Annotated in this window: 18 protein-coding genes; 4 read left to right on the forward strand and 14 right to left on the reverse strand. The window is 71.6% G+C overall.

Going from position 1 to position 24,626, the window contains the following annotated elements; translation table 11 throughout:
* Positions 1–3 precede the first annotated feature (3 nt).
* From ACH442_RS23030 to ACH442_RS23095, 14 genes are all read right to left on the reverse strand, one after another.
* Complete coding sequence (locus tag ACH442_RS23030; protein ID WP_396340141.1) at positions 4–1,242, reverse strand: glycosyltransferase family 4 protein; 1,239 nt, start codon at positions 1,240–1,242, stop codon at positions 4–6.
* Positions 1,239–2,504 (reverse strand): lipopolysaccharide biosynthesis protein, encoded by a 1,266-nt coding sequence (locus ACH442_RS23035; protein WP_396340142.1) that lies wholly within the window; start codon positions 2,502–2,504, stop codon positions 1,239–1,241. Before ACH442_RS23035 ends, ACH442_RS23030 begins: the two co-directional genes overlap by 4 nt.
* Positions 2,498–3,370 carry a hypothetical protein gene (locus ACH442_RS23040; RefSeq protein WP_396340143.1) on the reverse strand — a complete coding sequence of 291 codons (873 nt, stop codon included), beginning with the start codon at positions 3,368–3,370 and terminating at the stop codon, positions 2,498–2,500. The genes ACH442_RS23035 and ACH442_RS23040 overlap by 7 nt, the downstream gene beginning before the upstream one ends.
* The gene (locus ACH442_RS23045) at positions 3,367–5,250 is read right to left on the reverse strand and encodes a hypothetical protein (protein ID WP_396340144.1); all 1,884 of its coding nucleotides are present in this window, start codon (positions 5,248–5,250) and stop codon (positions 3,367–3,369) included. The genes ACH442_RS23040 and ACH442_RS23045 overlap by 4 nt, the downstream gene beginning before the upstream one ends.
* 62 nt (positions 5,251–5,312) lie before the next feature.
* Positions 5,313–6,416, reverse strand: coding sequence for a glycosyltransferase family 4 protein (locus tag ACH442_RS23050; RefSeq protein WP_396340145.1), 1,104 nt, complete (start codon positions 6,414–6,416; stop codon positions 5,313–5,315).
* Positions 6,413–7,258 (reverse strand): glycosyltransferase family 2 protein, encoded by an 846-nt coding sequence (locus ACH442_RS23055; protein WP_396340146.1) that lies wholly within the window; start codon positions 7,256–7,258, stop codon positions 6,413–6,415. The genes ACH442_RS23050 and ACH442_RS23055 overlap by 4 nt, the downstream gene beginning before the upstream one ends.
* A gap of 127 nt (positions 7,259–7,385) precedes the next feature.
* Complete coding sequence (locus ACH442_RS23060; RefSeq protein ID WP_396340147.1) at positions 7,386–8,159, reverse strand: L-type lectin-domain containing protein; 774 nt, start codon at positions 8,157–8,159, stop codon at positions 7,386–7,388.
* 84 nt (positions 8,160–8,243) lie between these two features.
* Positions 8,244–9,356, reverse strand: a complete 1,113-nt coding sequence (locus ACH442_RS23065) for an aromatic ring-hydroxylating dioxygenase subunit alpha (RefSeq protein WP_396340148.1) — start codon at positions 9,354–9,356, stop codon at positions 8,244–8,246.
* Positions 9,353–10,492 carry an N-methyl-L-tryptophan oxidase gene (gene solA, locus ACH442_RS23070; RefSeq protein WP_396340149.1) on the reverse strand — a complete coding sequence of 380 codons (1,140 nt, stop codon included), beginning with the start codon at positions 10,490–10,492 and terminating at the stop codon, positions 9,353–9,355. The genes ACH442_RS23065 and solA overlap by 4 nt, the downstream gene beginning before the upstream one ends.
* 1 nt (position 10,493) lies before the next feature.
* Positions 10,494–12,800 (reverse strand): FAD-dependent oxidoreductase, encoded by a 2,307-nt coding sequence (locus tag ACH442_RS23075; protein WP_396340150.1) that lies wholly within the window; start codon positions 12,798–12,800, stop codon positions 10,494–10,496.
* 79 nt (positions 12,801–12,879) lie between these two features.
* Entirely contained in the window at positions 12,880–13,833 is a 954-nt protein-coding gene (locus ACH442_RS23080) for a glycine betaine ABC transporter substrate-binding protein (protein ID WP_396340151.1), read from the reverse strand.
* Positions 13,830–15,857, reverse strand: a complete 2,028-nt coding sequence (locus ACH442_RS23085; RefSeq protein ID WP_396340152.1) for an ABC transporter permease — start codon at positions 15,855–15,857, stop codon at positions 13,830–13,832. Before ACH442_RS23085 ends, ACH442_RS23080 begins: the two co-directional genes overlap by 4 nt.
* 46 nt (positions 15,858–15,903) lie before the next feature.
* Complete coding sequence (locus ACH442_RS23090) at positions 15,904–16,932, reverse strand: glycine betaine/L-proline ABC transporter ATP-binding protein (RefSeq protein ID WP_396340153.1); 1,029 nt, start codon at positions 16,930–16,932, stop codon at positions 15,904–15,906.
* Positions 16,929–18,497, reverse strand: a complete 1,569-nt coding sequence (locus tag ACH442_RS23095; protein WP_396340154.1) for a GMC family oxidoreductase — start codon at positions 18,495–18,497, stop codon at positions 16,929–16,931. Before ACH442_RS23095 ends, ACH442_RS23090 begins: the two co-directional genes overlap by 4 nt.
* A 51-nt stretch (positions 18,498–18,548) precedes the next feature.
* On the opposite strand from ACH442_RS23095, the gene ACH442_RS23100 reads away from it, so the two are divergent.
* The 4 genes from ACH442_RS23100 to ACH442_RS23115 all read left to right on the forward strand — a co-directional run bounded on the left by ACH442_RS23100 (position 18,549) and on the right by ACH442_RS23115 (position 24,201).
* Positions 18,549–19,310, forward strand: a complete 762-nt coding sequence (locus tag ACH442_RS23100) for a glycerophosphodiester phosphodiesterase (RefSeq protein WP_396340155.1) — start codon at positions 18,549–18,551, stop codon at positions 19,308–19,310.
* Between the two features lie 214 nt (positions 19,311–19,524).
* Positions 19,525–21,144 carry a hypothetical protein gene (locus tag ACH442_RS23105; protein ID WP_396340156.1) on the forward strand — a complete coding sequence of 540 codons (1,620 nt, stop codon included), beginning with the start codon at positions 19,525–19,527 and terminating at the stop codon, positions 21,142–21,144.
* Positions 21,145–21,664: 520 nt separating this feature from the next.
* Complete coding sequence (locus tag ACH442_RS23110; protein ID WP_396340157.1) at positions 21,665–22,507, forward strand: siderophore-interacting protein; 843 nt, start codon at positions 21,665–21,667, stop codon at positions 22,505–22,507.
* A gap of 494 nt (positions 22,508–23,001) precedes the next feature.
* Positions 23,002–24,201, forward strand: coding sequence for a CynX/NimT family MFS transporter (locus ACH442_RS23115; protein WP_396340158.1), 1,200 nt, complete (start codon positions 23,002–23,004; stop codon positions 24,199–24,201).
* The last annotated feature ends 425 nt before the right edge of the window (positions 24,202–24,626 follow it).

Genomic DNA, 24,626 nt, shown 5'->3' on the forward strand with positions numbered 1-24,626 from the left:
ACCCTAGGACGACGCGATGCAGGCACGGTAGACCTCCTCGATCCGGGGGACGACGCGGGCCGCGGTGAAGTTCAGCCCGCGGCGCCGGCCGGCGGTGCGCAGCCGGTCGGCGAGTGCGGTGTCGGTGAGCACCCGCAGCAGCGCGGCGTGCAGGGCGTCCACGTCGCCGGGCGGCACCAGCAGGCCGCTCACCTCGTCCTCGACGACGTCGGTGAGCCCACCCGCGGCCGAGGCGACCAGCGGCGCGCCGCCCAGCATGGCCTCGACCGCGACCTGGCCCATCCCCTCGTTCAGCGACGGGACCGCGCCGGCCGCCGCGCCGTGCCAGGCCGCCATGACCTGCGCGTGCGGGACGTCGTGGCGGATGATCGTGCCGGGTGGGGGCTCGGGGGTGTCGTCGCGGCGGGTGCCGAGGCAGACCAGCACCGGGGCGGGCCGCGCGGCGGTCCAGCCGGCGACCAGCTTCCGGTACGCGTCGAAGAGCACCCCGATCCCCTTGTGCGGCCCGAGCGCGCCGACGAAGAGCAGGTAGTCGCCGTCCGGCAGCCAGTCCGGCCGGGGGGTGTCCCGGGCCAGCGCGTCCAGCCCGTCCGGCACCAGGCTGGAGACCACCTGGACGGGCAGTTCACCGGGCAGTTTCGCCTGGTCCAAGGCCCGCGCCACCGAGGTGGAGATCGCGGTGAGCGCGTCGATGCCGCGGTGCCGGTGCGCGTGCAGGCCGGCGGTCAGGGCCAGTGAGCGAGGGCCGCCGTACTGGACGGAGGCGCAGCTCACGCAGCGGATCAGGCTCGGGCCGGAGCACGGGCGGCCGTTGCGGGCGAACGTCTTGCGGACACAGGCGAGCCCGAAGTCGTGGGCGGTGTGCACGTGCGGGCGGCCGAACCGGGTCCGTCGCAGCGGAAGGTAGCTGTACATCAGCCAGTCGTGGCTGTGCACCACGTCGAAGTGCTCGGCTCGCAGCAACCGCGCGATGGCGGCGGTGGTCAGCGGGTCGGGTGTCGTCGGGTGGAACGGCTTGCGCGGGTCCTCGTTCAGCCCCGGCACCAGCGTGTTCGCGACGCTGCGGACGCGCTGAACACGTACGCCGTCAATCGTCTCTTGATCTTGGGTTTCCGGGATCGCCAGGGTGAGCACCGTGACGTCGTGGCCGCGGCGGACCAGTTCCGCGCTGCTGGTCGCGATGCTGCGTTCCAGGCCACCGATGACCGGGGTGTAGAGGTTGGACAGGTGCAGGATCTTCACGGGCGCGAGGCCTTCCGGAGACTCAGGGCGACCGCGACGACGAGGACCGCCGAGACCGCCTGCCCGGCCAGCCACGCCACGCCCGCGCCGGTCACCCCGGCGCCCGGCAGCAGCAACCAGGACAGGGCGAGGCAGGTGACGGCGCGGGCCACGTTGAGCCGGCGGCAGAGACGGAACTGGCCGTGCGAACGCCAGTGCGCGACGGCCAGGTTGGTGATCGCGTCCGGGATCGCGGCCAGCACCAGAATTTTCAGGAGCAGCCCGCCCTCGGCGGCGTAGGCCGCGCTGAACAGGGCCAAGATCTGATCACCTTCGGTCAGCAGCAGCGCGGCCGGAGCGCCGACCATGGACAGCACGACGATCGCGGCGCGGCGCAGACCGACCCGGGCCGCGTTGGTGCGCTCGGCGTAGAGCGCCGAGGCGACCGCCGGCGAGACCATGAACAGCATCGACGCGGTCATCCAGGCCAGGTAGAAGTGCGCGTTGGCGCCCGGTCCGAGCCGCGCGGTGACCAGCACCGGCAGCAGCGCGGCCGGGCCGGCCTGGGTCAGGTTGATCAGGTGGTGGCCGGTCAGAGCGGCTCGCAGGTGCGGCAGCTCGGTGCTCAGCCCGGTCAGCCGCAGCCGCGCGCCGGGCCGCAGCCGGCCCAGCCCGGCCAGCACCGTCACGACGCTGACCAGCAGCGTCGGCACGGTCCAGGAGAGGACCACGGCGCCGGCCGCGTGCGCCCCCAGGCTGAGCATCGCGGCGAGAGCGCCGATCTTCCCCAGGGCCAGGGCCAGATTGCGGACGAACATGCCGTGCCCGGCCCGGTGGGCCACGTACACGTTGTCGAGCAGTGTCGTGGCCGTGATCGCTGTCGCCGCGCAGACCAGCGCGGCCGCACCGGCCGGGCGCTGCAGGAAGCCGAAGTTCTCGGCCGCCATCGGGACCAGCACCGTCCCCGCGGCGGCCGCGGCGGCGGTGGCCGAGCAGCCGGCCAGCAGGCCACCACCGACGATGCGGCCCCAGAGGTCGGGGGCGCTGCCGGGCAGCCGCTGGATGAACATGTGCCCGGCGCCCAGGTTCGCGATCATGCTGAGCGCGGTGGCGGCCGAGATCAGCGCGGTGGCGTTGCCGACGAGCGGCTGCGGGATCGCGCGGGCGGCGAGCATCCAGTAGACGTAGCCGAGGCCGCCGGTGACGACCGTGGTCGCCATGATCAGCAGACTGTTGCGGGCCAGCGAGTCGTTCATGACCCGGCGCGAGGCGGTGATCAGCACGCGGCCCGCCCCGGGTTCTTGTCGGACCTGGCCCAGAAGACCGTGCCGGCGCCGCCCACGCTGATCCCGATCGGTCGCAGGCATCCGTCCGGTGGCAGCGCCGGGACCCGGACGCTGAGCGCGTAGACCTTTCCGGTCATCGTCGTCACCCGCCGGGTCGCCACCACCACGTCGCCGACCCGCAGGCGCAGCCAGTCGGTCCGGGCCGGCAGCCCCGAGTTGGTGATCCGGACCGGCACGGCCAGGCCGCGGGCCGGGACGGCGACCGGGTGCGTGATGCCGGCCGCCCAGCCGTTCAGGGCCACCGTCAGGTAACCGGGCAGAGCCGGGTGCGAACTGACCTCGACCGTGCGGATGGCGGTCACCCCGACCAGCGCGGAGAGCCCGATCGGCAGCAGGATCGCCGCGGCGGTGCGGGCACCGGCCCGGCGCCGGGAACCGGTGGGATCGGCCGTCTGCCCGGCGACGCGCTGCACCGGGACGCCCGGTTCGTCGTCGGGCTCGCCGAACCGGGCGCGGCGGCTGAAGTAGAGCCGGAGCAGCCCGGCCACCGCGAGCACGGTGGCCAGCAGCCCGCTCCCGGCGATCAGCGGGATCGGCCCGACGCTCGCGCCGAGCGGGTGCAGCAGCAGCGCCACCGCCGGGAGTGTGAGCAGGCCGGTGAGCACGGTCAGGCCCGCCCCGACGGCCGGGATGCCGGACTCGGCGGGACGGCCGGTGACCGCGCGGACCCAGAGCTCGCCGACGGCGAGCAGGGCGAGCAGGCAGGCAGCCAGCCGCACCGGCCAGGGCAGGCCGGCCGCGGGGAGCAGAACGGCAAGGCTCGCGTACGCGGTCACGAGCGGCCGGAAGATCGTCGTCATCATCGGGTTCCCTCGTGGACTCCGGTGCCCAGGCGACCGAAGTCGAACCGGTAGATCGCCAGGTGCGGGCCGTCGTAGACCTTGATCAGCCACGGCATCGTGTCGAACTTGGTCAGTTGCGCCCGGTCGAACGCGGGCACCCCGTCGTGTCGCAGCGGTTCGTTCGTCTCGAAGTAGATGTTGATGTCCGGCACCTGTTCGGCCATCCGGCGGTCCACGACGAGGAACTCGAAGTGCCAGTCGCGCAGCTGGGCCAGCAGGGCCGGGGAGATCGGCTGCCCGGGGCGGGCGCGGTAGAGGTCGTACGCGGGAAAGCTCTCGGATCCTGTCGTCGGCTGCTGCTCACCGTAGGAACCCAGGATCAGCCCCGAGTAGCGGTCGGCCACGAGACGGATCCCGTGTCCCTGGGTGTCGAGCAGCCAGTGCGCGGCGGCCAGCACCTCCGGCGTGGCCGCGCGAGTGTCGGAGCCGTAGACCGGCGGGCCGGGGAACCGGTAGGACGGGTTCATGCCGGCCGCGTTGTTGCCGACCAGCAGCAACGCGCAGGTACCGGCCAGCCCGGCGCCGGCCGCGGTCCGCCCGGCCACCGAGAACCTCGGTTGCAGCCGCCGGACCCGGTCCAGCAACGCCACCGCCACCGGCGCGGCGGCGATGGCCAGACCCAGGTAGCTGAACGCCCACGAGCGGCGCGCGCCCTCGGCCCCGGCCGGGGTGAGGATCAGCAGCGTCGCCGGGAAGTAGAGCGCGCCGACCAGCAGCATCGCCGTCGTCCCGGCGTGGGTCACCGGCTCGTCGGTGTAGCGATGCCGCCACCAGACGACGATCGCGGCGACCATGGCCAGCAGCGCGACGGCCGGGGCGATGTACGCCGCGGTCTGCTCCCACCAGGGCAGCACCGACTTGCTGAACAGCTCGCGGCCGCCCTCCTCGCCGCCGGCCAGCCCGCTGAACTGGGTCAACGCCCGGCCCAGGTACGGGTCGAGGTAGTCCCCGGTGCGCGGGGCGACGATGCCGAGCCAGCCGGCCACGATCAGGGCCGTGCCGGAGGTCAGCGCCCAGGCGGCCCGGGCCGGGGTGATCAGTTCCCGCGCGGCGATCGAGTGGATCGTGCAGACCAGCGCGAGCAGGCCGACGATGCCGGTCAGCCAGAGCGCGGTGAGGTGGTGGGTGGCGGTGGTCGCGGCGGCCAGCAGCAGCGTGCAGGCGGACCAGCCGAGCCGCGCCGGTACGGTCGTCGCGCGCAGTGTGCGCAGGGCCGCGACCAAGGCCCAGACCATGATCGGCAGGGACAGCGACTCGTAGCCGAACTGGGTGTCGAAGAAGAGGAACGAGCTGTTCAGGCTGTACCCGACGGCGGCCGCCGCGGCGATCCGCGGGTCCGGCCGCAGTTGCCCGGCCAGCACCGCGACGCCGAGTGTGAGCAGCACGTGCGCGGTGGTCAGCACGAACAGCGCGGACTGCCAGATGCTCAGCCCGGTGAGCGCGGCCAGCGACGCGACGCAGGCGTGCAGGCCGGGGTAGTCGCCGATGACCCGGACGATCGGGTTCATCTCGAACAGCCGGCCGTCGACGAGGATCTCGTGGCTCTGACCCCAGTGCGCGTACTCGTCGTGGTAGAGCGGGCCGCTCGGGTGCCGCAGCAGCTTCGGCAGGTAGGTGAAGGCGCCGTAGCCGATCAGGACGGCCAGCCGCAGGCGCGCCGAGGTGCCGCGGCGCAGCACCCAGTACCCGGCCGGCAGCGTGAACAGCAGTATCCCGGCCCAGAACCAGCCGAACTGACCGCTGTGACCGAACTCGGCCCGCCGGTACGCGATCACGATCGCCGCCGCCCCGGCCGCCCCGGCGACGGTCAGCGTGACCGCGCACCAGGCGGCTTCGGCCACGCGTACCCGGGGATCGTGCCGTGATCCGATGAGTCCCGGCGTGGGCCGGGCGGTGACCGCGCTCACAAGCCTCCCGCTTCCGCGGGGATCGTCGGCATCCCGGTCATCGCCGAGTACACCTCCCGAGTCGCCGTGACCACGTCGTCCCAGGTGGGAAGCGGCGCCGGGGTGGACGAACGGCCGGCCGCGGCGGCGTCGCGCAGCGCCCCGGCCAGCACCGTCGCGTCCTCCGGGTCGGTCAGCCGCACCCACGCCGCGGTGCCGGCCATCGCGGCCAGCTCCTCATGCGCCGGGATCGGTGAGGCGACCGTCGGGATGCCGGCGGCGAGCGCGTCGGCCACGGTCATCCCGAACGCCTCGTGCGCCGAGGCCGAGACCGCGGCCGACGCCCGGGCCAGGCAACCGGCGAACGCGGCGTCGTCGAGCCGCCCGTGGAAGACGACCCGGCCGGCCACCCCGAGGCGCCCGGCGAGCTGCTTGAGCGAGGAGGCGGCCGGCCCGTCGCCGACCACGTCCAGCCGGTACGCCGGGCCGAGCGGCGCCATCGCCCGGATCACCCGGTCGACCCGCTTGTAGTGCTCGAGCCGGCCGACGCAGAGGATGCCGCGCACCCCGGGCCGCCGGCCGGGGACGACCGGGCGCGGATCGGTCCCGTTCGGGATCACCGTGACCCGGCCGTGCGCTTCCGGGAAGTCGCGCAGCAGCAGATCACGTTCGGCGCCGGTGACGCAGACAATCCGGCCGGCCCGGCCGATGATCCGCCGCCCGACCGGGCGGTAGACCGGGTGCAGCGCCGCACGCAGCCGGGTGTGCCCGGTACCGTGGTAATGCGGCGTGAAGACCAGCGGGGTCGGGTGCCGGACCAGCGCGGCGCCCAGTGACACCAGCGCGTGATAGCTGTGCGTGTGCAGGACGTCGTACTCGACGGCGTGGTCGCGCACCCAGCGCCACAGCGGCAGCGAGACCCGGTAGTTGCTGGCCGGCACGGTCAGCGGGAAGCGCCGGACCAGCACGCCGTCCACGATCGAGGTCGATCGGGTGGCGTGCTGGGTGAGCACCTCGACGTCGTCGCCGGCCGCGACCAGCCCGTCGCACAGGCGCCGGACGTGCGTCTCCACCCCGCCGACGTCGGGATGGAAGGCGTTGCAGACGACGCCGATCCTCATCGTGCCGACCGCCCGGCGACCTGCCGCGAGCCGCGCCGCAGACCACGCGGCCACTCCCGGGCGATGGTCCGCAGCACCCGGATGCCGTCGGTGAACGCGTTCAGGTTGCTGACCCCGTGGATGCGGTTGTGCTCGAAGCTGGACACCTCCTCGATGGCCAGCCGGGCCCGGGCGGCGCGCAGGTTCAGCAGCGTCTCGATCTCGAACCCGTCACCCCACAGGCGCCCGTCGCCGCTGATCGGGGCGGGCGTGGTGCTGTCCAGGTCGAAGACGTCCAGGTGGCACGACCAGAAGGCGTTGTAGCCGTAGCAGAGGTCGCTGTAGCGCGTACCGAAAAGCACGTTGACCAGGACGCTGAGCATGCGGTTGCCGGCCCGGCGCAGCCGGGTGATGTCGGCGCTGCCGCCGCCGGCGCGGAACCGCGAGCCCTTGGCGAAGTCGGCACCGGAGCGCAGCGCCGCGATGAAGCTGGGGATCTCCCCCGGGTCGGTCGAACCGTCGGCGTCGATCATCACGATGATGTCGCCCGTGCAGGCGGCGAAACCGCAGGCCAGGGCGTTGCCCTTGCCCTTGCGGTTCTGGGTGACGACGCGGATGTCCGGGCGCAGCCGCCGCGCGACCGCCACGGTGTCGTCGGTGGAGCCGCCGTCGACCAGGATCACCTCGTCGACCTGGGGCAGCCGGTCGAGGACGTGCGGCAGGTTGCGGGCCTCGTTGAGCGCCGGGACGACGACGCTCACGATCGGCTCGGGTTCGGATGGGGGCTCGGGTCGAACCGGTGGCTCGACGGTGGTCTGTTCGGTGCCGGTCCCGGCAGGGAGCACACGGTCGACCGTGGGCATGGAAGTCTCCTCGAACAGGGTGGAGGCGGCCTCGGCGGGCCGGGCGCATGGGTGCGGGTCGCAAGGGTCCGGGCGGTCACCCGGGGAGGGGGCGGCCGGCGCCGCGGGAACGGCGCCGGCAGTGCCGTCACGCCTTCGGCGCGTCGACCGTCCAGTCGTAGACGTCCTGGTGGGAGACCCGGTCGCCGGTCGCGCCGGTGAATCCGAGCCAGCCTTCGCGGACACCGGCCCAGCGGGCGACGTCGACCTTCTCGTCGAGCATCAGCCGCTCCTTGGCGGTGCGGTACAGCCCCTGGACGTAGACGCGCAGCCGGTGGGCGCCGGCGTCGTAGGTGATCCGCGCCCGGAACGGCTTGCCGTAGAGCGGGATCGGCGCGGTCACGGCCTTGTGGTGCCGGTCCGGGTTGCCGCCCAGGACCACGGCCAGGTGGTTGCTGTCCGGGTCGGACGAGTTCTGGAACGTGTCGAACTCGATCGCGACGCTCTTGCGGATGCCGCGGTACCCGAGGCCACCGCCCCAGCCGCCCAGCGCGCGCGGCCCGTGGCCCTGGGCCAGGAACGCGATGCCGTCCCCGGCCGGTCGGTTGTGGTGCAGGAACGCCTTGAACGACGTCGAGAACGACCGGTCGAGGTCGACCTTGTCGGTGGACCAGGCCGACCCGATCTGCTTGTAACCGCCAGTGGTGACCTGGATGACGCGCTTCCCGGTGTTCCGGGTGATCATCGAGGCGGTCCCGTTGAGCTCCAGGTCGTCACCGTGACGATCGGTGATCGGGTGGGTCTCGTGCGGGACGCGGGGCGCGGCGGTCGCGCCGGAGGACGGGATCGAGACGAGTATGGACAGCACGGCGGAGGCCAGCAGGCCACCCCGCGCCAGTCTCGAGGAACGCGAGAGACGCACGACATGCTCCATTTCAGTCGATTTGACCGACTTAGACCTGGCCAAAGCTAGGACAGTCTGCGGAGCCGCGTGACCGGTTTGTGGTTATTTCTTCCCTTTGAGCCGATCCCGGATCCACCCATGGAACCCCGCGATATGGTGCTCGCTCGGCACCAGCACCCCGCCGCCCGCGTAAGCCCGCGACGACATTCCCGGCTGGCACCGCTCACATGCGGCGAAATCCTGACGATTCACCCTATCGAAAAGTTCGACCGACGGGTCCAGGTCGGCGCCTCCCGCGACCACGTCCGGGCGGAACAACCAGTCGCACTCGACGACCGTACGGTCCGCGGCCAGCGGAAACATCCGGTGCAGGATCGTGTGGTCGGGCACCAGGTTCACGAAGACCTGCGGGCGGATCGTGATCGCGTAGTACCGGCGGTCCTGCTCCGGGGCGAGCGTCTCGATCGTCGCCTGACCGGCGCTTCCGTCCACGGTGAAACCGGCGACGTCCGGGCCGAACTCGGCGCCGTGACCGACGTAGTACTGCGCGGCGTAACCGCCGGCGAACTCCGGGAGGACGTGCACCAGCTCGGGGTGGATCGTCGAGCAGTGGTAGCACTCCATGAAGTTCTCGACGATCAGTTTCCAGTTGGCCCGGACGTCGTACCGGATGCGCTTCGCCGTCCGCAAAGCGGATAGGTGATAGTTTTCGAGCTTTTCGAGGCTGCCGAGCCGCTCGGCACAAGCGCCCATCACGTCGTCCTCGAACGACGGCGGCTCGTCGGCGAGACACACCCAGACGTAGCCCAGCCACTCCCGGACGTGGACCCGGCGCAGGCCGTGCTCGACGCGGTCCACGTCCGGCATCCGCACCAGGTTGGGCGCGGCGACGAGCGTGCCGTCCAGGTCGTACGCCCAAGCGTGGTAAACGCATCGGAAGGTGCGCTTCACCGTGCCGGTCTCCTCCGCGCACAACTGCGCGCCGCGATGCCGGCACACGTTCAGGAACGCCCGCGCCGTCCCGTCCCGGTGTCGCGTGACCAGCACACTCTCGCGCCCGACGGTGACCGTGCGGAACCGGCCGGGCTCGGCGACGTCGGAGCCGTGGACCGCGCAGAACCACATCCGTTCGAGGATCAGCTCCTGCTCGGCCGCGAAGATCGCCGGGTCGGTGTAGTAGCGGCCGGGCAGGGTCGGGAGCAGCGACGACGTCATGGGGTGAACCTCCGGGGGTCGAAGAGGCCGATGTCGTGCCGGGTCGAGCCGGTCGTCGCCAGGTCGGCGAGGATCTCCCCCACCACCGGTACGAACTTGAACCCGTGCCCGGAGAACCCGCAGCCCACCGTGACCGCGTCGTGCGCCGGGTGCCGGCTGATCACGAAGTGCTCGTCCGGGGTGGTGCTGTACATGCACGGCTCCCCGCGCAGGTGCTCGCCGGGCAGGTCGGGCAGCACCCGGGCGGCGGCCGCGGCCATCTCCGCGACCTCGCCCGCGTGCACGCCGGTGTCGAGGGTGTCCGGTGTGGTCGGGGTGCCCTTGCGGAAGAACGCGATCTTGGCGCCGCCGTCCGGCCCGTCGATCGCCGGGAATCCGTAGACCTGGGTCCCGGACACGTCCTCCCAGATGTAGATCGGGTGGCGTTCCGGCAGCCACGCGTCCACGCCGCCGCGCGGCTGGAACCAGTGCTGCACCTGCCGCTCGATCGAGAACGGCACGCCCAGGTCGGCGAGCAGCTCCGGCGCCCACGGGCCGGGCGTGACGATCAGCTGCCCGGCCGAGTAGACACTGCTCCCGGTGACCACCCGGACGCCGTCGCCGGCCGGCTCCCAGGCCCGCATCGGCTCGTGGAACCGCAGGTCGGCGCCGCGCCGGTCGGCCAGTTCGAGCTGCGCGAGCACGGTCCGCTCGGGACGGACGAAACCGGCCCTGGCCTCGTAGAGCGCGATCTCGTCCGGCCGCGGGTTGGTCGTCGGGAATCGTTTACGCAGGTCGGTCGCGTCCAGCACCTCGTGTTCCAGGCCCCACTGCTCGGCGCTGGCGCGGGCCCCGGCGACCGTGCGACTGCCCGGGAGCCCGGCCATGATGCCGCCGGTCAGGGTGATCACGTCGCGCTCGGAGTCGGCGGCGAGGCGGTCGTACAGCTCGTAGGCGCGCAGCAGCAACGGCACGTACTCGGGGCCCTCGAAGTACGACTGACGGGTGATCCGCGAGCCGCCGTGGCTGGCGCCTCGGTCGTGACCCGGCCCGTACTTCTCCAGGCCCAGCACCCGCAGACCCCGCGCGGCCAGGTGATGCGCGGCGGCACTGCCCATGCCCCCGAGTCCGGCGACGATCACATCGAAGGCGGGCATGTCAGCTCCTCAAACGCTCGTGCTTCGGATCGAACAGCGGCTCGGCGGCCACCGTGGCGGCCAGCCGCCGATCGAAGTATCCGATCTCCACCCGGGTGCCCGGCACCGAAAGACCGGCCGGCATCCAGGCGTACGCGATCGGCGCGCCCACGGTGTGCCCGAACGCCGCGCTGGTCACGTGCCCGACCGGGGCCCCCTCGGCGTAGACCGGCTCACGGCCCATCGGCACCGCACCGGCATCGGTCAGCAGCAGGCAGGTCAGCCGCCGGTCCGGTTCCGGCCCGGCGGCGAGCCCGGCCTGACAAGGGTCGTCCTCGGTGGTCATGTCGACGCCCCAGGCCCGATAGCCCTTCTCCAGCCGCAGGCTCTGGAAGGCGGCGCGACCGGCGGCGATCATCCCGTGCCGGCGGCCCGCCGCCCACAGCGTGTCCCACAGGGCGAGGCCGTGATCGGCGCGGGCATAGATCTCCCAGCCCAGCTCACCGACGTAGGAGAGCCGCAGCATGGTCACCGGGACGGTGCCGATGTACCCCTGCCGGCACTGGAAATAGCGGAACGCATCGGGTGCGACGTCGATGTCGGTGAGCGGGGCGACGACATCACGCGCCCGCGGTCCCCACAACCCGATCCCGCAGGTCCCGCCGGTGACATCGCGGATCCGCACGCCTTCCGGAGCCTTCCGGAGCAGCCAGTCCAGATCGAGCGGGCCGTTGACGCCGACCTGCCGGCGATCCTCGGCGAGCCGGGCGACGGTGATGTCGCTGCGGATGCCGCCCGCCTGGTCGAGCAGCAGCGTGTAGACCACACTGCCCACCTTGCGATCGACGTTTCCGCTGGTCAGATCCTGAAGGAAGGAGACCGGGCCGGTCACTTCGAGCCGGGTGAGCGGGGTCATGTCGTACATCGCGACGCGCTCGCGGGTGATCCGGGCCTCGGTCTCGGCGATCGGGGACCAGTGCCGGGCGGACCAGCCGTCGCGCGGGCGGGGTGCCGGTGGGGGCGGGTTGGACGCGTACCAGAGGGGCCTTTCCCAGCCCGTCGCCGCCGCGTCGCCGAAAACCGCGCCGAGTTCCACCTGCCGGGAGTGGAAAGGGCTGACCCGCACATTTCGCACCGACGGCGGGTCCAGTGGGTGGACGACGTCATATACCTCGACAAAATTCCGGACCGATCTCTCCCGTACGTACGATGGCGCCAGCTGCGCCGCGTCAAACCGGTTGAGGTCGCATTCGTGCAGGTCGAGGGAAGGGCGCCCGGTGACCATCCACTCGGCGACGGCCCGGGCGGCGCCGGCCGAGTGCGTCACCCAGATCGCCTCGGCGGCCCAGAAGCCGGGTCGTTCCCGGGACTCGCCGAGCAGTGGAAAGCCGTCCGCGGTGAACGAGAAGACGCCGTTGAAGCCGTCGGCGATCCGCGTGTCCGCCAACACGGGCAGCAGCTCGGCGGCGGCCGACCACGACTCGGCAAAAGTGCCGGGGGTGAACGGCATCATCGACGGGTGGTCGCCGCCGGGCAGGTCGGCGAGGTCCACCGGCATGGGTTCGTGCAGGTAGGAGCCGATGCCGAGGGCTTCGCCGTGCGCCCGGAAGTAAAGGTCGCGGTCCTGGTGGCGGAGGATGGGGAGGTTGTCGTGAGCGCCGGTCCCATCGGTCCGGACGTATTGGTGGGCCATGGGCAGCAGAGGAATGGTGACGCCTGCCATGGCGCCGACCTTCGGCCCCCAGAAGCCTGCGCAGCTGACGACGATGTCGGATGCATAGGTGTTCTCAGCAGTTCTTATCGTGCCCGCGTCCGAGATCGCCATGACCTCTTCTCCCGGGACAAAACGGGCGCCCCGCTCTCGTGCCCGCTCGGCCTGTCTTCTTGCCGCGTCGACCGCCGACGCCAGCCCGTCCCCCGGCACGTGCAGCCCGCCGAGCACCCGATCCTTGTCCAGCATCGGGAAGAGCGCCGCGGTCTCGGCCGGGTCCAGGACAGCCGAGGGGATCCCCCACGACTGGCCGAAACCGAAGCGCCGGTGCAGCTCGGCCAGCCGCTCCGGGGTGGTCGCCACCTCCAGGCTCCCGACCTGCCGGAAACAGTCCATTTCGAGATACTTCGCCACGGTGTGACGGGCCATCCGCGCCATGGTCCGCGACGGGTTGGTCTGGAAGACCAGCCCCGGGGCGTGCGAGCTGGACCCGCCGGTGACGAAGAGCGGCCCGCGCTCCAGCACGGTCACGTCGGTCCAGCCGCGCGCGGTCAGCTCGTCGGCGAGCGCGCAGCCGACGATCCCGGCCCCGATGATCACCACCTTCGGTCCGCTCATCGCGTCACCTCCGCTCCGCTCCGGGGCCGCGACGAGGGGAGAACTGTGCCCCTGATTCGCTCGCAAGCTCGCTCATGGGTCAGCTCCCCGCCGGGATCCAGGGCTTCCAGGTGGACTCGTGCTCGGCGACCCACTTCTCGGCCGCGTGCTCGGCGTCCAGGCCCTGGTTGGTGAGGTAGTCGGAGACCAGGTTCTGGTCCTCGTTGGTCCAGCTGAAGTTCTTGACCAGCTGGTAGGCGGGGCCGCCGGTGCCGGCGAACTTCTTGCTGACGATCTTGTCGAGCTCGTAGGCGGGGTAATCACAGGCGACCTTCTTCGGGTCCGCGTCGCACCCTTCGGTGTAGGCGGGCAGCTTCACCCGGACGTACTTCTCCTTGGCGAAGAGCCACTGCGGCTCGTAGAAGTAGAAGAGCAGCGGCTTCTTCTGCGCGGTGGCCTGCTGCGCCGCCTTGATCAGCGCCGCCTCGCTCCCGGAGTAGACGACCTTGTAGTTCAGCTTCAGGTTCGCGACCAGGGCCTCGTCGTTGGTGACGTAGGACGGGTCGCCGTCGAGCAGTTGTCCCTTGCCACCGGACTCGGACGTCTTGAACAGGTCGGCGTACTTGCCGAGGTTCTTCCAGTCGGTGATGTCGGGGTACTGGTCGGCCATCCACTGCGGGACGTACCAGCCGATCACGCCCTTGTTGCCGGTCGGCCCGGCGTTCACCGCCACCTTCTTCTCGTCGATGTAGGTCTTGCGCAGGTCGTTGTGGCCCCAGTTCTCCAGAACCACGTCCACCTCGCCGGTCTCGAAGCCCTGCCAGGAGATCTCCTCCTTCAGGTTCTTCTTCTCCACGGTGTAACCGAGCTTGTGTTCCAGCAGGTAGGCGACGACCGCGGCGTCCGCCTCGTAACCCACCCACGGGTTGATCGCGATGTTGACGGTGCCCTTGCTTCCGGCCGCGGGTGTGTCGCCCGCATCAGATTTCGCGCCGGCGCAACCCGCGAGCAGGAGCACGACGACAAGAGAGAAGGAAAGCGGCTTGTTTCTCATCTGGAAGGACCCTTCGCGCGATGGAACCCTTGAGTGAGGCGGTCCAGCAGGACACCGAGCAGCACGATGGCGAAACCGGCGGCCAGGCCCCGGCCGAAGTCCTCGCGCTGGGAGAAACCGGCGACCACGTCGTAACCGAGCGCACCGGCCCCGACCAGGCCACCCACCACGACCATCGCGAGGACCATCACGATGCCCTGGTTCGCGGCCAGCAGCAGGCCGCCCCGGGCCATCGGGAGCTGCACCTTCCACAGCAGCTGACGCGGGGTCGACCCGGCGGAGAGCGCGGCCTCGACGACCGTGGCCGGCACGTCGCGGATGCCGCGCTCGACCAGCCGGACGACCGGCGGGACGGCGTAGATGACGGCGGCCACGATCGCGGTGAACCGGCTCGCGCCGAACAGAGCCACAGCCGGCAGGAGGTAGACGAAGGACGGCATGGTCTGCGCGGCGTCCAGCACCGGGCGGGTGGCGGCGGCCAGCCGGTCGTGCCGGGCGCAGAGCACGCCCGCGGTGATCCCGAGCAGCATGGTCAGCACGGTCGCCACCAGCACGGTGGCCAGCGTCTGCATCGAGTGCTGGTAAAGGCCGAGCCCGGTCAGGCCGGCCGCGGCGACCCCGGCGATCAGGGCGGCGCGCCACCCGGCCAGCAGCAGACCGAAAGTGAGCACGACCAGCGTGAAGAGCCACCACGGGGTGGTGACCAGCAAGGTCTCCAGCGGGTTGAGCAGCAGCGTGCTGACCGTGTTCTTCAGCCACTCGGTCGCGTCGTACCCATGCAGTTCGGTCCAGGCGGTGAGGTCGTTGACCGGTTTCGCGAAGGAGAGATGCGGCAGGGTGACGGCGATCGGCAGGGCGGCGATCACGGCGGCGGTGGCCGGCACCGCGGCGGTTCTGAAGAAGCGACCCGTGCCGCCGGGGAAGCGGCTCGCGGCCCTGGTGAGCCGGCTCGTGGCTCTCGACCGCCGACTCGTGGCCGCGGACCACCGGGTTCGTGCTGTCGTGGCGGGGCGTCGGTGGGCCGCGGCCGTGGTGACACGATCGAGGACGATTGCCATGATCACGATGGCCAGGCCGGCGTCGAAGGCGGCGCCCACGTTCACCCGTTCCAGCGCCCGCAAGATGTTCACCCCCAGGCCGGGCGCATCGATCAGTGCGGTCACCACGACCATCGAGAGCGCCATCATGATCGTCTGGTTGACCGCGAGGACCAGGGCCGGCCGCGCCATCGGCAACCTGACCTTGGTGAGCAGCTGCCGCCCGGTCGAGCCCTGGGCGGTCGCCGCCTCCACCGCGCTCGGGGCCACCCCGGCGATACCCAGCTCGGTGATCCGGATGGTGACCGGCACGGCGTAGATCAGCGTGGCCACCACCGCAGCCGGCGAGCCGATCAGGAAGAGCAGGGTCATCGGGGCGAGGTAGGCGAAGGTCGGCAGGATCTGCATGACGTCGAGCACCGGGCGCAACGCCGCGCCGGCCCAGCGCACCCGCGCGGCCAGGATGCCGAGCGGCACCCCGATCAGCACCGAGATCAGCACCGCGGTCAGCGTCAGCGCGAGCGTGTCGACGCTCTCGTCCCAGAGCCCCAGCACGCCGAAGGAGAGAAAACCGGCGACCGCCAGTAGCGCCGGGCGCCACCCGCCGAGCACGAACGCGACCGCGCCTGCCACCGCGACCAGGCCGGCGAGCCCGAGGCCGGTCACCGCGGCCCGGATGCCGTCGACCAGCAGGCGGACGTCGAGCCGGACGTAGTTCACGCCGTAAAGGAAGAGCGGATGCGTGTCCCGGTTGGCGTCGGCCCAGTCGCGGACGTCGCCGAAGAAGCGGAACGCCGCCGCATCGGGGTCGTCCGCGACCGGCGCGGTGCGGAAGACGAGGTACGCGACGACGGTCGCGACGATCAGAACCGCTCCGGCGGTACGGACCAGAAGCGGTCCCGTCCGCCGCCGGCCGCCCGTGTCCCCGGGCCGGTCGGTCACCGGGCCCCCGTCGGTGGCGGTGGGCCGCGCCGCGAGCGTGGTCATCGCCGCGCCCGCGGGTGCGCCGTCAGCCCGGGGTGAGCGTTCACGGTCATCCGGCCTGGCCCGGGCGATGGTGGCCGAGCAGGGCGGGGAGCAGCCTCTCGGCGTCGACGACCCCGACCCGGCGGTCGCCGTCGGTGACCGGGATCGGGCGCGTCGCCCGCAGGATCCGGGTGACCGCGTCGCGGATCACCGTGTCCTGGGGCAACGGCTGGTCCTCGCACTCCTCGTCGTCGGCAGGCGGGCGCATGATCCAGCGGAGGGTGAGGACGTCGGCGCGCGGGACGTCCCGGACGAAGTCGGCCACGTAGGTGTCGGCCGGCGCTCCGACCAGGTCCTCCGGGGTGCCGACCTGGACGAGTTCGCCGTCGCGCAGCACCGCGATCCGATCGCCCAGGGTCAGCGCCTCGGCCAGGTCGTGGGTGATGAAGAGGAGCGTCTTGCCGACCTCGGCGTGCAGCCGGCGCACCTCGGCCCGCATGTCCCGGCGGATCAGCGGGTCCAGCGCGCTGAACGGCTCGTCGAAGAGCAGCACCCCGGGGTCGGTGGCGAGCGCCCGGGCCAGCCCGACCCGCTGCTGCATGCCACCGGAGAGCTGCTCGGGCAGTTGCCGCTCGTGTCCGGCCAGCCCGACCAGCTCCAGCATCTCGGCCGCCCGCCGATGCCGCGCGGCCCGGGCCAGGCCCTGGACCTCCAGGCCGTACGCAACGTTGTCCAGCACCGACCGGTGCGGCAGCAACCCGAAGTGCTGGAACACCATGGCGACCCGGTGGCGTCGCAGCTCGCGCAGCCGCTTGGCGGTCATCTGCCGGACCGCCTCCCCGTCGATCTCGATCTCCCCGCTGGTCGGCTCGATCAGCCGGGTCAGGCAGCGGACCAGGGTGGACTTGCCGCTGCCGGAAAGGCCCATCACCACGAAGATCTCGTTGCGGCGCACGTCGAAGCTCACGTCCCGGACCGCCGCCACGCACCCGGTCCGCTCCCGCAGCTCGGCCCGGGACAGGCCGGCCAGCGGCGTCCCCGGCACCCGCTCGGGGCGTGGGCCGAAGACCTTCCACAGGTCACGAACGGCGATCATCGCGTCGACTCCCGGATCAGGCCGGCGGCGCGCTCGCCGATCATCAGCACCAGCACCATCGGGTTGACCGTGGGCATGGTCGGGAAGATCGAGGCGTCGGCGACGCGCACGTTGCCGAACCCGTGCAGCCGCAGGTCCGGCCCGACCACGGCACCCGGGTCGCCGGGAGCGCCCATCCGGCACGTCCCGGCGGGGTGGTAGACGGTGTGGTGCGCTGCTCGCCCGTACGCGGAAAGCTCCTGATCGGTGCGAAGCGACGGCCCGGGCGCGATCTCGCGGCGGATCCACGACGCGAAGGGCTCGGTCGCGGCGACCTCCCGGGCCAGGCGCAGGCCGTCGACGATGGTCCGCTCGTCGTGGCCGGCCGGGTCGGTGAAGTAGCGGAAGTCCAGCAGCGGCTTCGTCGACGGATCGGAATCGGCCAGCGTGAGCCGCCCGGCACTGAGCGGGCGCGGCACGTTCGGCGTCATCCCGAAGCCGTGTTCGGGCACGTCGTAGCCGAGGCGCGCGGTGTTGACGGTGAACGGGATCTGGTAGAGGTGGAACATCAGGTCGGGTCGTGTGGCGCCCGGGTCGCGGCGGACGAAGAGCCCGGCGTCGGCGTCCATCACCGACATCGGCGGCAGCGGGCGGCTCGCCTCCCACAGGATCAGCGACTCCGGGTGGTCGAGCAGGTTCTCGCCGACTCCGGGCAGGTCCAGGCGCACCGGCAGGCCGAGCCGCTTGAGGTCGTCGGCCGGTCCGATGCCGGAGAGCAGCAGCAGACGCGGGGTGTCCACGGCGCCGGCGCAGAGGACGTACTCCTGCCGCGCCCGGATCAGCCGATCCCCGCCGGCCGTCCGGACCGTCACGCCGCGCTCCGGATCAAGGTGGTACGCCCAGGTCTCGGTCATGATCGTGAGGTTCGGCCGGGCCAGGTGCGGGTGCAGGTAGGCGACCGACGCCGACGAACGGTGCCCGGTCTCCGGGTCGTAGCCGACCGGCAGGAAACCGGCCCCGTCGGCGAACGGCGCCGCGTTGAAATCGTCGATCACCGGCACGCCGAGGGCGGTCCGGCAGGCCGCGACGAAATCAATGGCGAGCGGATTGCGATCCTTGTCGGCGACCCGCGTGATGGAGATTTCCAACCTTTCCCAGTACGGCCGTAGCTCCGCGGCCGACCATCCGGCGGCGCCCGCGGCCACCCAGTCGTCGAGGTCCTCGTCCGGCGGCCGGAAACTGATCATGGTGTTGTGCGAGGAGCACCCACCGAGCACCCGGGCCCGCGAGTGCCGGATATGTGAGTTGCCGCGCGGCTGCGGAACGGTCGGATAGTCGTAATCGAATTCAGTCTCGAGAAGATTGATCCAGTTCCGGAGCGCGAGGACCCGCTCGTCACCCACGTCGGACGGTCCGCCCTCGACCACGCACACGCTGAGCTGCGGGTCGGCCGACAGCCGGGACGCCACCACCGAACCGGCGGTGCCGCCGCCGACGATCACCACGTCGTACTCGATCGTTTCCAGTTCGGGCCACCCTCCGTCGGGCCGTCGATCAAGAATGATCAGGACAATGGCGAGGGTCAATGCCGCGCGGTTTCTTTTACGTCTGTGCAACAACCCCGGCATACTGCCTCCGTGGATCTTGATTTTCTGGACGGCCCGCGGCCACGGGCCTTCGCCCACCGCGGCGGGGCAGCCGAGGGCGACGAGAACACCGCCGCCGCCTTCGGGCGGGCGGTCGCGCTGGGCTACCGGTACGTCGAGACGGACGTGCACGCCACCGCGGACGGCGTCCCGGTCGTCATCCACGACGCCCGGCTCGACCGGCTCGCCGGCCGCCCCGGCATGGTCGCCGACCTGACCTGGGCCGATCTCGCCACGATCCGGGTCGGCGGCGAATCCGCGGTGCCCCGGCTGGACGAGGTGCTGGACGCCTGGCCACGAATCCGCTTCAACATCGACCTGAAGGCCGGCCCGGTCGTCGAGCCGGCCGTCGCGGCCGTCCGGCGGGCCGGCGCCGGGGACCGGGTGCTGCTCGCCTCGTTCAGCGACACGCGGCTGTCCCGGGCCCGCGCGCTGGCCGGCCCGCGAGTCGCGACCTCGCTGGGCATGCGCGGCGTGGCCCGGCTACGACTCGCCTCGATCGCCGGCCTGCCCGTGCGCCTGCCGGAATCGGTGGCCGCCGTGCAGATCCCGGTCCGGCAGGGGCCCATTCCGGTGCTCACGAAGCGCTTTTTGGAATACGTGCACAAAATCGGCCGGGAAGTCCACGCGTGGACGATCGACGATCCCGCGGAAATGCGCAGGTTGCTCGACCTGGGCGTGGACGGGATCATGACCGACCGTGTCGACGTGTTGCGAGACGTTTACTCTGCGCGTGGGCTGTGGTTGAGTTAGAGCAGGTCAGCGAAATTTCGACGAAGATCGTTGAACCGGGGACATCAGCCGTTCGGCTGATGTCAGGGGGTCACGCCTCCTCGCATATTTTTTCTTTAAGTTTTGATCGCGGAAACCTTAAATGTGGTTCCGGAATTGATTTCCGTGAGAGGTGCTCCTAACGTCTGGGCGTCGGCGCCACACAATGGCGAACGCCACACGCGAAAGGCACGTCATGGGAAGCACGGGCTACCGTCGTTCCGGCCTCGCAGCCGCCGGATCGAAGCGCGGCCGGCTGCTGGCCGTCGGGGCCGTGGTGGTCGCCGCCGGCGGCGCGATCGGGTTCGCACAGCTGTCACACGCCGACGAGACCCCGCAGACGAAAGCCGCCGGCCAGAGCGGGGCCGGCAAGGTCGTCAACGGGCAGAAGATCCTCACCGACACCTGCATCGACAGCAAGCTGCCGGCGCACGACGGCTTCCAGAAGGGCGACCGGTGCGTCTCCACCGAGTTCGGTGAGGTCGCCTCGGCCGCCAACGACGCGTCCCTGCTGATCACCCAGGCGCCGGCCAACGTCGCGCCGAACACGCCGTTCACCCTCCAGGTGAGCACCCGCAACCTGATCCGCGACCGATTCCTGGCCGCCGGTCAGGGCGGGTACTACGTGGAGTCCAGCGTCCTGCAGAACGGCATCGTCCGCGGTCACTTCCACACCGCCTGCCGCATGCTGACCAGCACCAACTCGGCGCCGGACCCCGCGCCCGTGCCCGCGTTCTTCGTGGCCACCGAGGACAAGAAGGGCGGGCGGACACCGGACACGGTGACCATCCAGGTGCCCGGACTGCCGACCGAGGGCACCGCGCAGTGCGCGTCGTGGGCCGGCGACGGGTCACACCGCACGCCGATGATGGAGCGCGCCAACCAGACGCCGGCGATCGACGCCGTGCGGATCACCGTCCGGGGCGCCGGTGGCGGCAACGACAACGGCGGGAACCAGGGCGGCAACAACAACGGGAACCAGGGCAACAACGGGAACCAGGGCGGCAACGGGAACCAGGGCGGCAACGGGAACCAGGGCGGCAACGGGAACCAGGGCGGCAACGGGAACCAGGGCGGCAACGGCGGGAACACTGGTAACAACAACGGTGGTGCCAACCAGGGCGGCAACAACCAGAACAACGGTGGTAACAACACCGGCGGGAACACGGGCAACAACAACGGCGGGAACAACACCGGCAACAACAACGGCGGCGGCACGAACACCGGCAACACCAACGCCGGGACCGTGACCGCGACGCCCAAGGCCACCGTCAAGTCGACCGTCAAGCCGGAGACCACCCGCGACGCGAGCGGCGGCCAGACGCAGACCGAGACGCCGGCGACCACCAAGAGCACGACCAAGCCGACCACCGCCGCCACGACCAAGCCGGCGACCACGAAGTCGACCAAGTCGACCACCACGGACTCCGGCACCGGCACCGGCACCTCCGGTAGCGACTCCTCCGGTAGCGACTCCTCCGGTAGCGACTCCTCCGGTAGCGACTCCTCCGGCGGCGACTCGTCCACCTCGGACAACTCGCCCGCCACGACCGAGACGACGGCACCGGAGCCGGCGACGACCGGGACGCCCGACACCGGGGCGGCCGCGGACTACGGCGTCGACGTCGGCGCACCCGACAACGCCACTCCCACGAGCAACACCGGGGACACCGTCGCCGAGCCGCCGGCCAACAGCTCCAGCGGACCGTTCACACTGGTGAGCGAGCACCCGGCGATCTTCGGCGGCGGGGCTGTGCTGGTACTGCTGGCGATCATCGGATTCGCCTTCACCCGGTCGCGGCCGCGACGCTACTGATCTGCTGACGGGCGGCGCCCCGGGATGCGTGGAACTTCTTCCGCGTACGCCCGGGGCGCCGTTCTCGTCCTGCCCGCGCGGCTCTGCCGTCGTACCCGGCACCCGCTCTCGTCCTGCCCGCGCGGCTCTGCCGTCGTGCCCGGTACCCGCTCTCGTCCTGCCCGCGCGGCTCTGCCGTCGTGCCCGGCACCCGCTCTCATGTTGCCCGCGCGGCTCTCGTCCCGGCCGGCGCCCGGCCTCGTGCCGGGTGCCGGTAGGAGTGCTCACGGCGTACGGGAAGAATGTGATCTTCGGCTTTGGTTTTTCTCATCTTTTGGATGGTTGCGCATCGTCCTGACGGTCAATTCCGCCCGCTGGCGCGACTCTCGCGAAAGGCGCTCTGACCAGCGGAGATAAGATCGCGGCAGGGCACTCGGCGTGCGGACCGCGCATTCTTAACATGCGAGGCGGGTCCGGTTGAACGGCAGGAATAAGGGTAGCCTTACCGCCGAAGATCCTCCCGCAGCAGTGAGGTGCAGACATGGCGAATCGACCGGCGCGACCTGCCCACGAAGGCGTGGTCACCCGGGTGGAGCAGCTCACGCCGCACATGGTGCGGGTGGTCATCGGCGGCGAGGCCATCGCCCGGATCGACGCGGCGCGCTTCACCGATCACTACATCAAAGTGCTCTTCCCGCAGGCCGGAGTCGAATACCCGGAGCCCTTCGACATGGGCAAGATCCGGGAATCCATGCCGCGCGAGACGTGGCCCGTCGTGCGGACGTACACGGTGCGCAAGTGGCTGCCCGAGCTCCCCGAGCTGTGGGTCGACTTCGTCGTCCACGGCGACGAAGGCATCGCGGGCCCGTGGGCGGCCCGCGCCAAGCCCGGGGACCCGTTCCGGTTCATGGGCCCCGGCGGAGGTTATTCGCCCAGCTCCGAGTCGGATTGGCACCTGCTCGCCGGTGACGAGAGCGCGCTGCCGGCCATCGGCGCCGCCCTCGCCGCGATGCCGGAGGGCGCATCCGTGCGGGCGTTCATCGAGGTCGACGGGCCGGACGAGGAGCAGAAGCTGGAGACGCCGGCCGACGCCGAGATCACCTGGCTGCACCGCGGCTCCCAGCCGGTCGGCAAGGCGCTGGTCGAAGCGGTCCGGGCGCTGGAGTTCCCGGCCGGGCGGGTCCAGGCTTTCGTGCACGGTGAGGCCGGGTTCGTCAAGGCACTCCGCGCCTACCTGCGGGTGGAGCGGCAACTCGGCATGGACCAGTTGTCGATCTCGGGATATTGGCGCAGCGGGCTGAACGAGGACGGCTGGCAGTCCAGCAAGCGGGAGTGGAACGAGCAGGTCGAGCGGGAGCAGGAGCCGGCCAGCACCCCGGCCTGACCCTCCCCGCCGCAGCGTCCGGCCTCTCCGCCTCGCGGACCGGGGCCGGACCTCGGGCTCGCAGGACGGCAGCGCCCGGCCTCTCCGCCTCGCGAGACCGCGGCCGGACCTCGGGCTCGCAGGACGGCAGCGCCCGGCCTCTCCGCCTCGCGGACCGCGGCCGGACCTCGGGCTCGCAGGACGGCAGGGCCCGGCCTCTCCGCCTCGCGGACCGGGGCCGGACCTCGGGCTCGCAGGACGGCAGCGCCCGGCCTCTCCGCCTCGCGGACCGGGGCCGGACCTCAGGCTGGCAGAACCGCCTCGCCCGGGCACCGCAGCCGGGCCCTTCCGGTGCCGGTGCGACCCTTCCCGCCACGGCACCCCAGGCGCTCCGCTCCCGTTCGCGGGCGTCACACATGTAACGACCGGAAGCCGGATGGGGCATATGCCCCCTCCGGCTTCTTAGCAGGTCGCGGAAGGTGTACCCCGGTTCGCGTTCGCGTCGGTGCGCGACGATGATGGTGGACGTGGCCGTGCTCGAAGAACAACTGAACAAGTCGCGTCACGGGCGGATCTTCACGCTCGTCGCGCTCGTCCTGGCCGCGGTGAACCTGCGGCTCGCGGTGACCAGCGTCGGCCCGGTGCTCACCGAGATCCGCGACGGGTTGCACATGAGCGCGACCGTGGCCGGCCTGCTCACCTCCGTGCCGGTGTTCTGCTTCGCCACTGTCGGCCTGCTCGCACCACGCATCGCCCGGCGAGTCGGCACCGCGCCCGTGATCGCGGGCGGCCTGTTGCTGCTCACCGCCGGCCTGGCGACCCGGGCCTTCGCGCCCGACTCGGCGCTGTTCGTGTTGCTCAGCGCGGTCGCACTGGCCGGCATCGCGCTGGTCAACGTGCTGCTGCCCTCGATCGTCAAGGACCGTTTCCCGACCCAGGTCGGCACGGTCACCGGCATCTACACGGTCGCGCTGAACCTCGGAGCCACCACCGCCGCCGCCGCGACCGTGCCGCTGAGCGACGGGTTCGGCGACTGGCGGCTCGGCCTCGCCTGCTGGGCGCTGGCCGCGGTGATCGCCCTGCCGCCGTGGCTGCTGATGGCACGCGACCGTAGCGCCACGGCCGCACAGGTCACCGACGCGCCGCCGGTGCGGGTGATCCGGCAGCCGATCGCCTGGGCGCTCGCCGTCTACTTCGGGATGCAGTCCACCTCCGCGTACGTGATCATCGGCTGGCTGCCGCAGATCTACCGCGACGCCGGGCTCTCCGCCGAACTGGCCGGCGTGCTCTTCGCCACCACCTCCCTGCTCGGGGTGCCGCTGGGACTCGGACTGTCCGCGCTGGCCGGCCGGGTTCGCTCGCAGAGTGGCATTGCGGTCGGTCTGGGCCTTTTCGGTATTGCCGGTTATTCCGGCCTGTGGGCGAACCCGGCCGCCGCGCCGTGGTTGTGGGCCATCCTTTTGGGGATCGTGAACACCGCTTTCCCGCTGGTCCTGACCATGATCGCGCTGCGCGGACGGACGCCGGCGACAGTCGTCCGGCTCTCCGCCTTCGCCCAGGGCGTCGGCTACCTGATCGCCATCCCCGGGCCGATCCTGATCGGCGCACTGCACGACGCCACCGGTGGGTGGACGGCGCCGCTGGCCGTGATGGTGTGCCTGATGGTCCCGCAGATCGTGGCGGGCTTCTTCGCCGGCCGCGACCGCCAGATCTGACGTCCCCACCGCCCCGCGCCACCCCTAACGCCCGTTGCCCGTTGCCCGTTGCCCGTTGCCCGTTGCCCGTTGCCCGTTGCCCGCTGCACGTCGCCCGCTGCACGCCGCAAGTCGCCCGCCGCACGTCGCCCGCCGCACGTCGACCTGCACCGCACGCCGCACCCTCGCCTCCCGTCGCAGTGCGCGTCCTCAGCTCTCGCCACCCCGCGCATCCCGAGGTGCCTCCGCGCTCCGGTTCCTGGGTGGCCAGGGCCCGGCGCCCGGCCATGTCGCCTCGCTCGATCGCGCCCGGTGGGACAGGCTGCGAGGTCTGCTCCGGGAACGGCTTCCGACGTGGGCGGACGGGTCGATCCATCTCACCGCGGCGGCGTGGGCCGTCCGCGGCCGAGGCCCTGACTCTCCCCACTCCTGACACGCCGACCAGC

The sequence above is a fragment of the Actinoplanes sp. NPDC020271 genome (genome assembly GCF_044388125.1).
Taxonomy (GTDB): domain Bacteria; phylum Actinomycetota; class Actinomycetes; order Mycobacteriales; family Micromonosporaceae; genus Actinoplanes.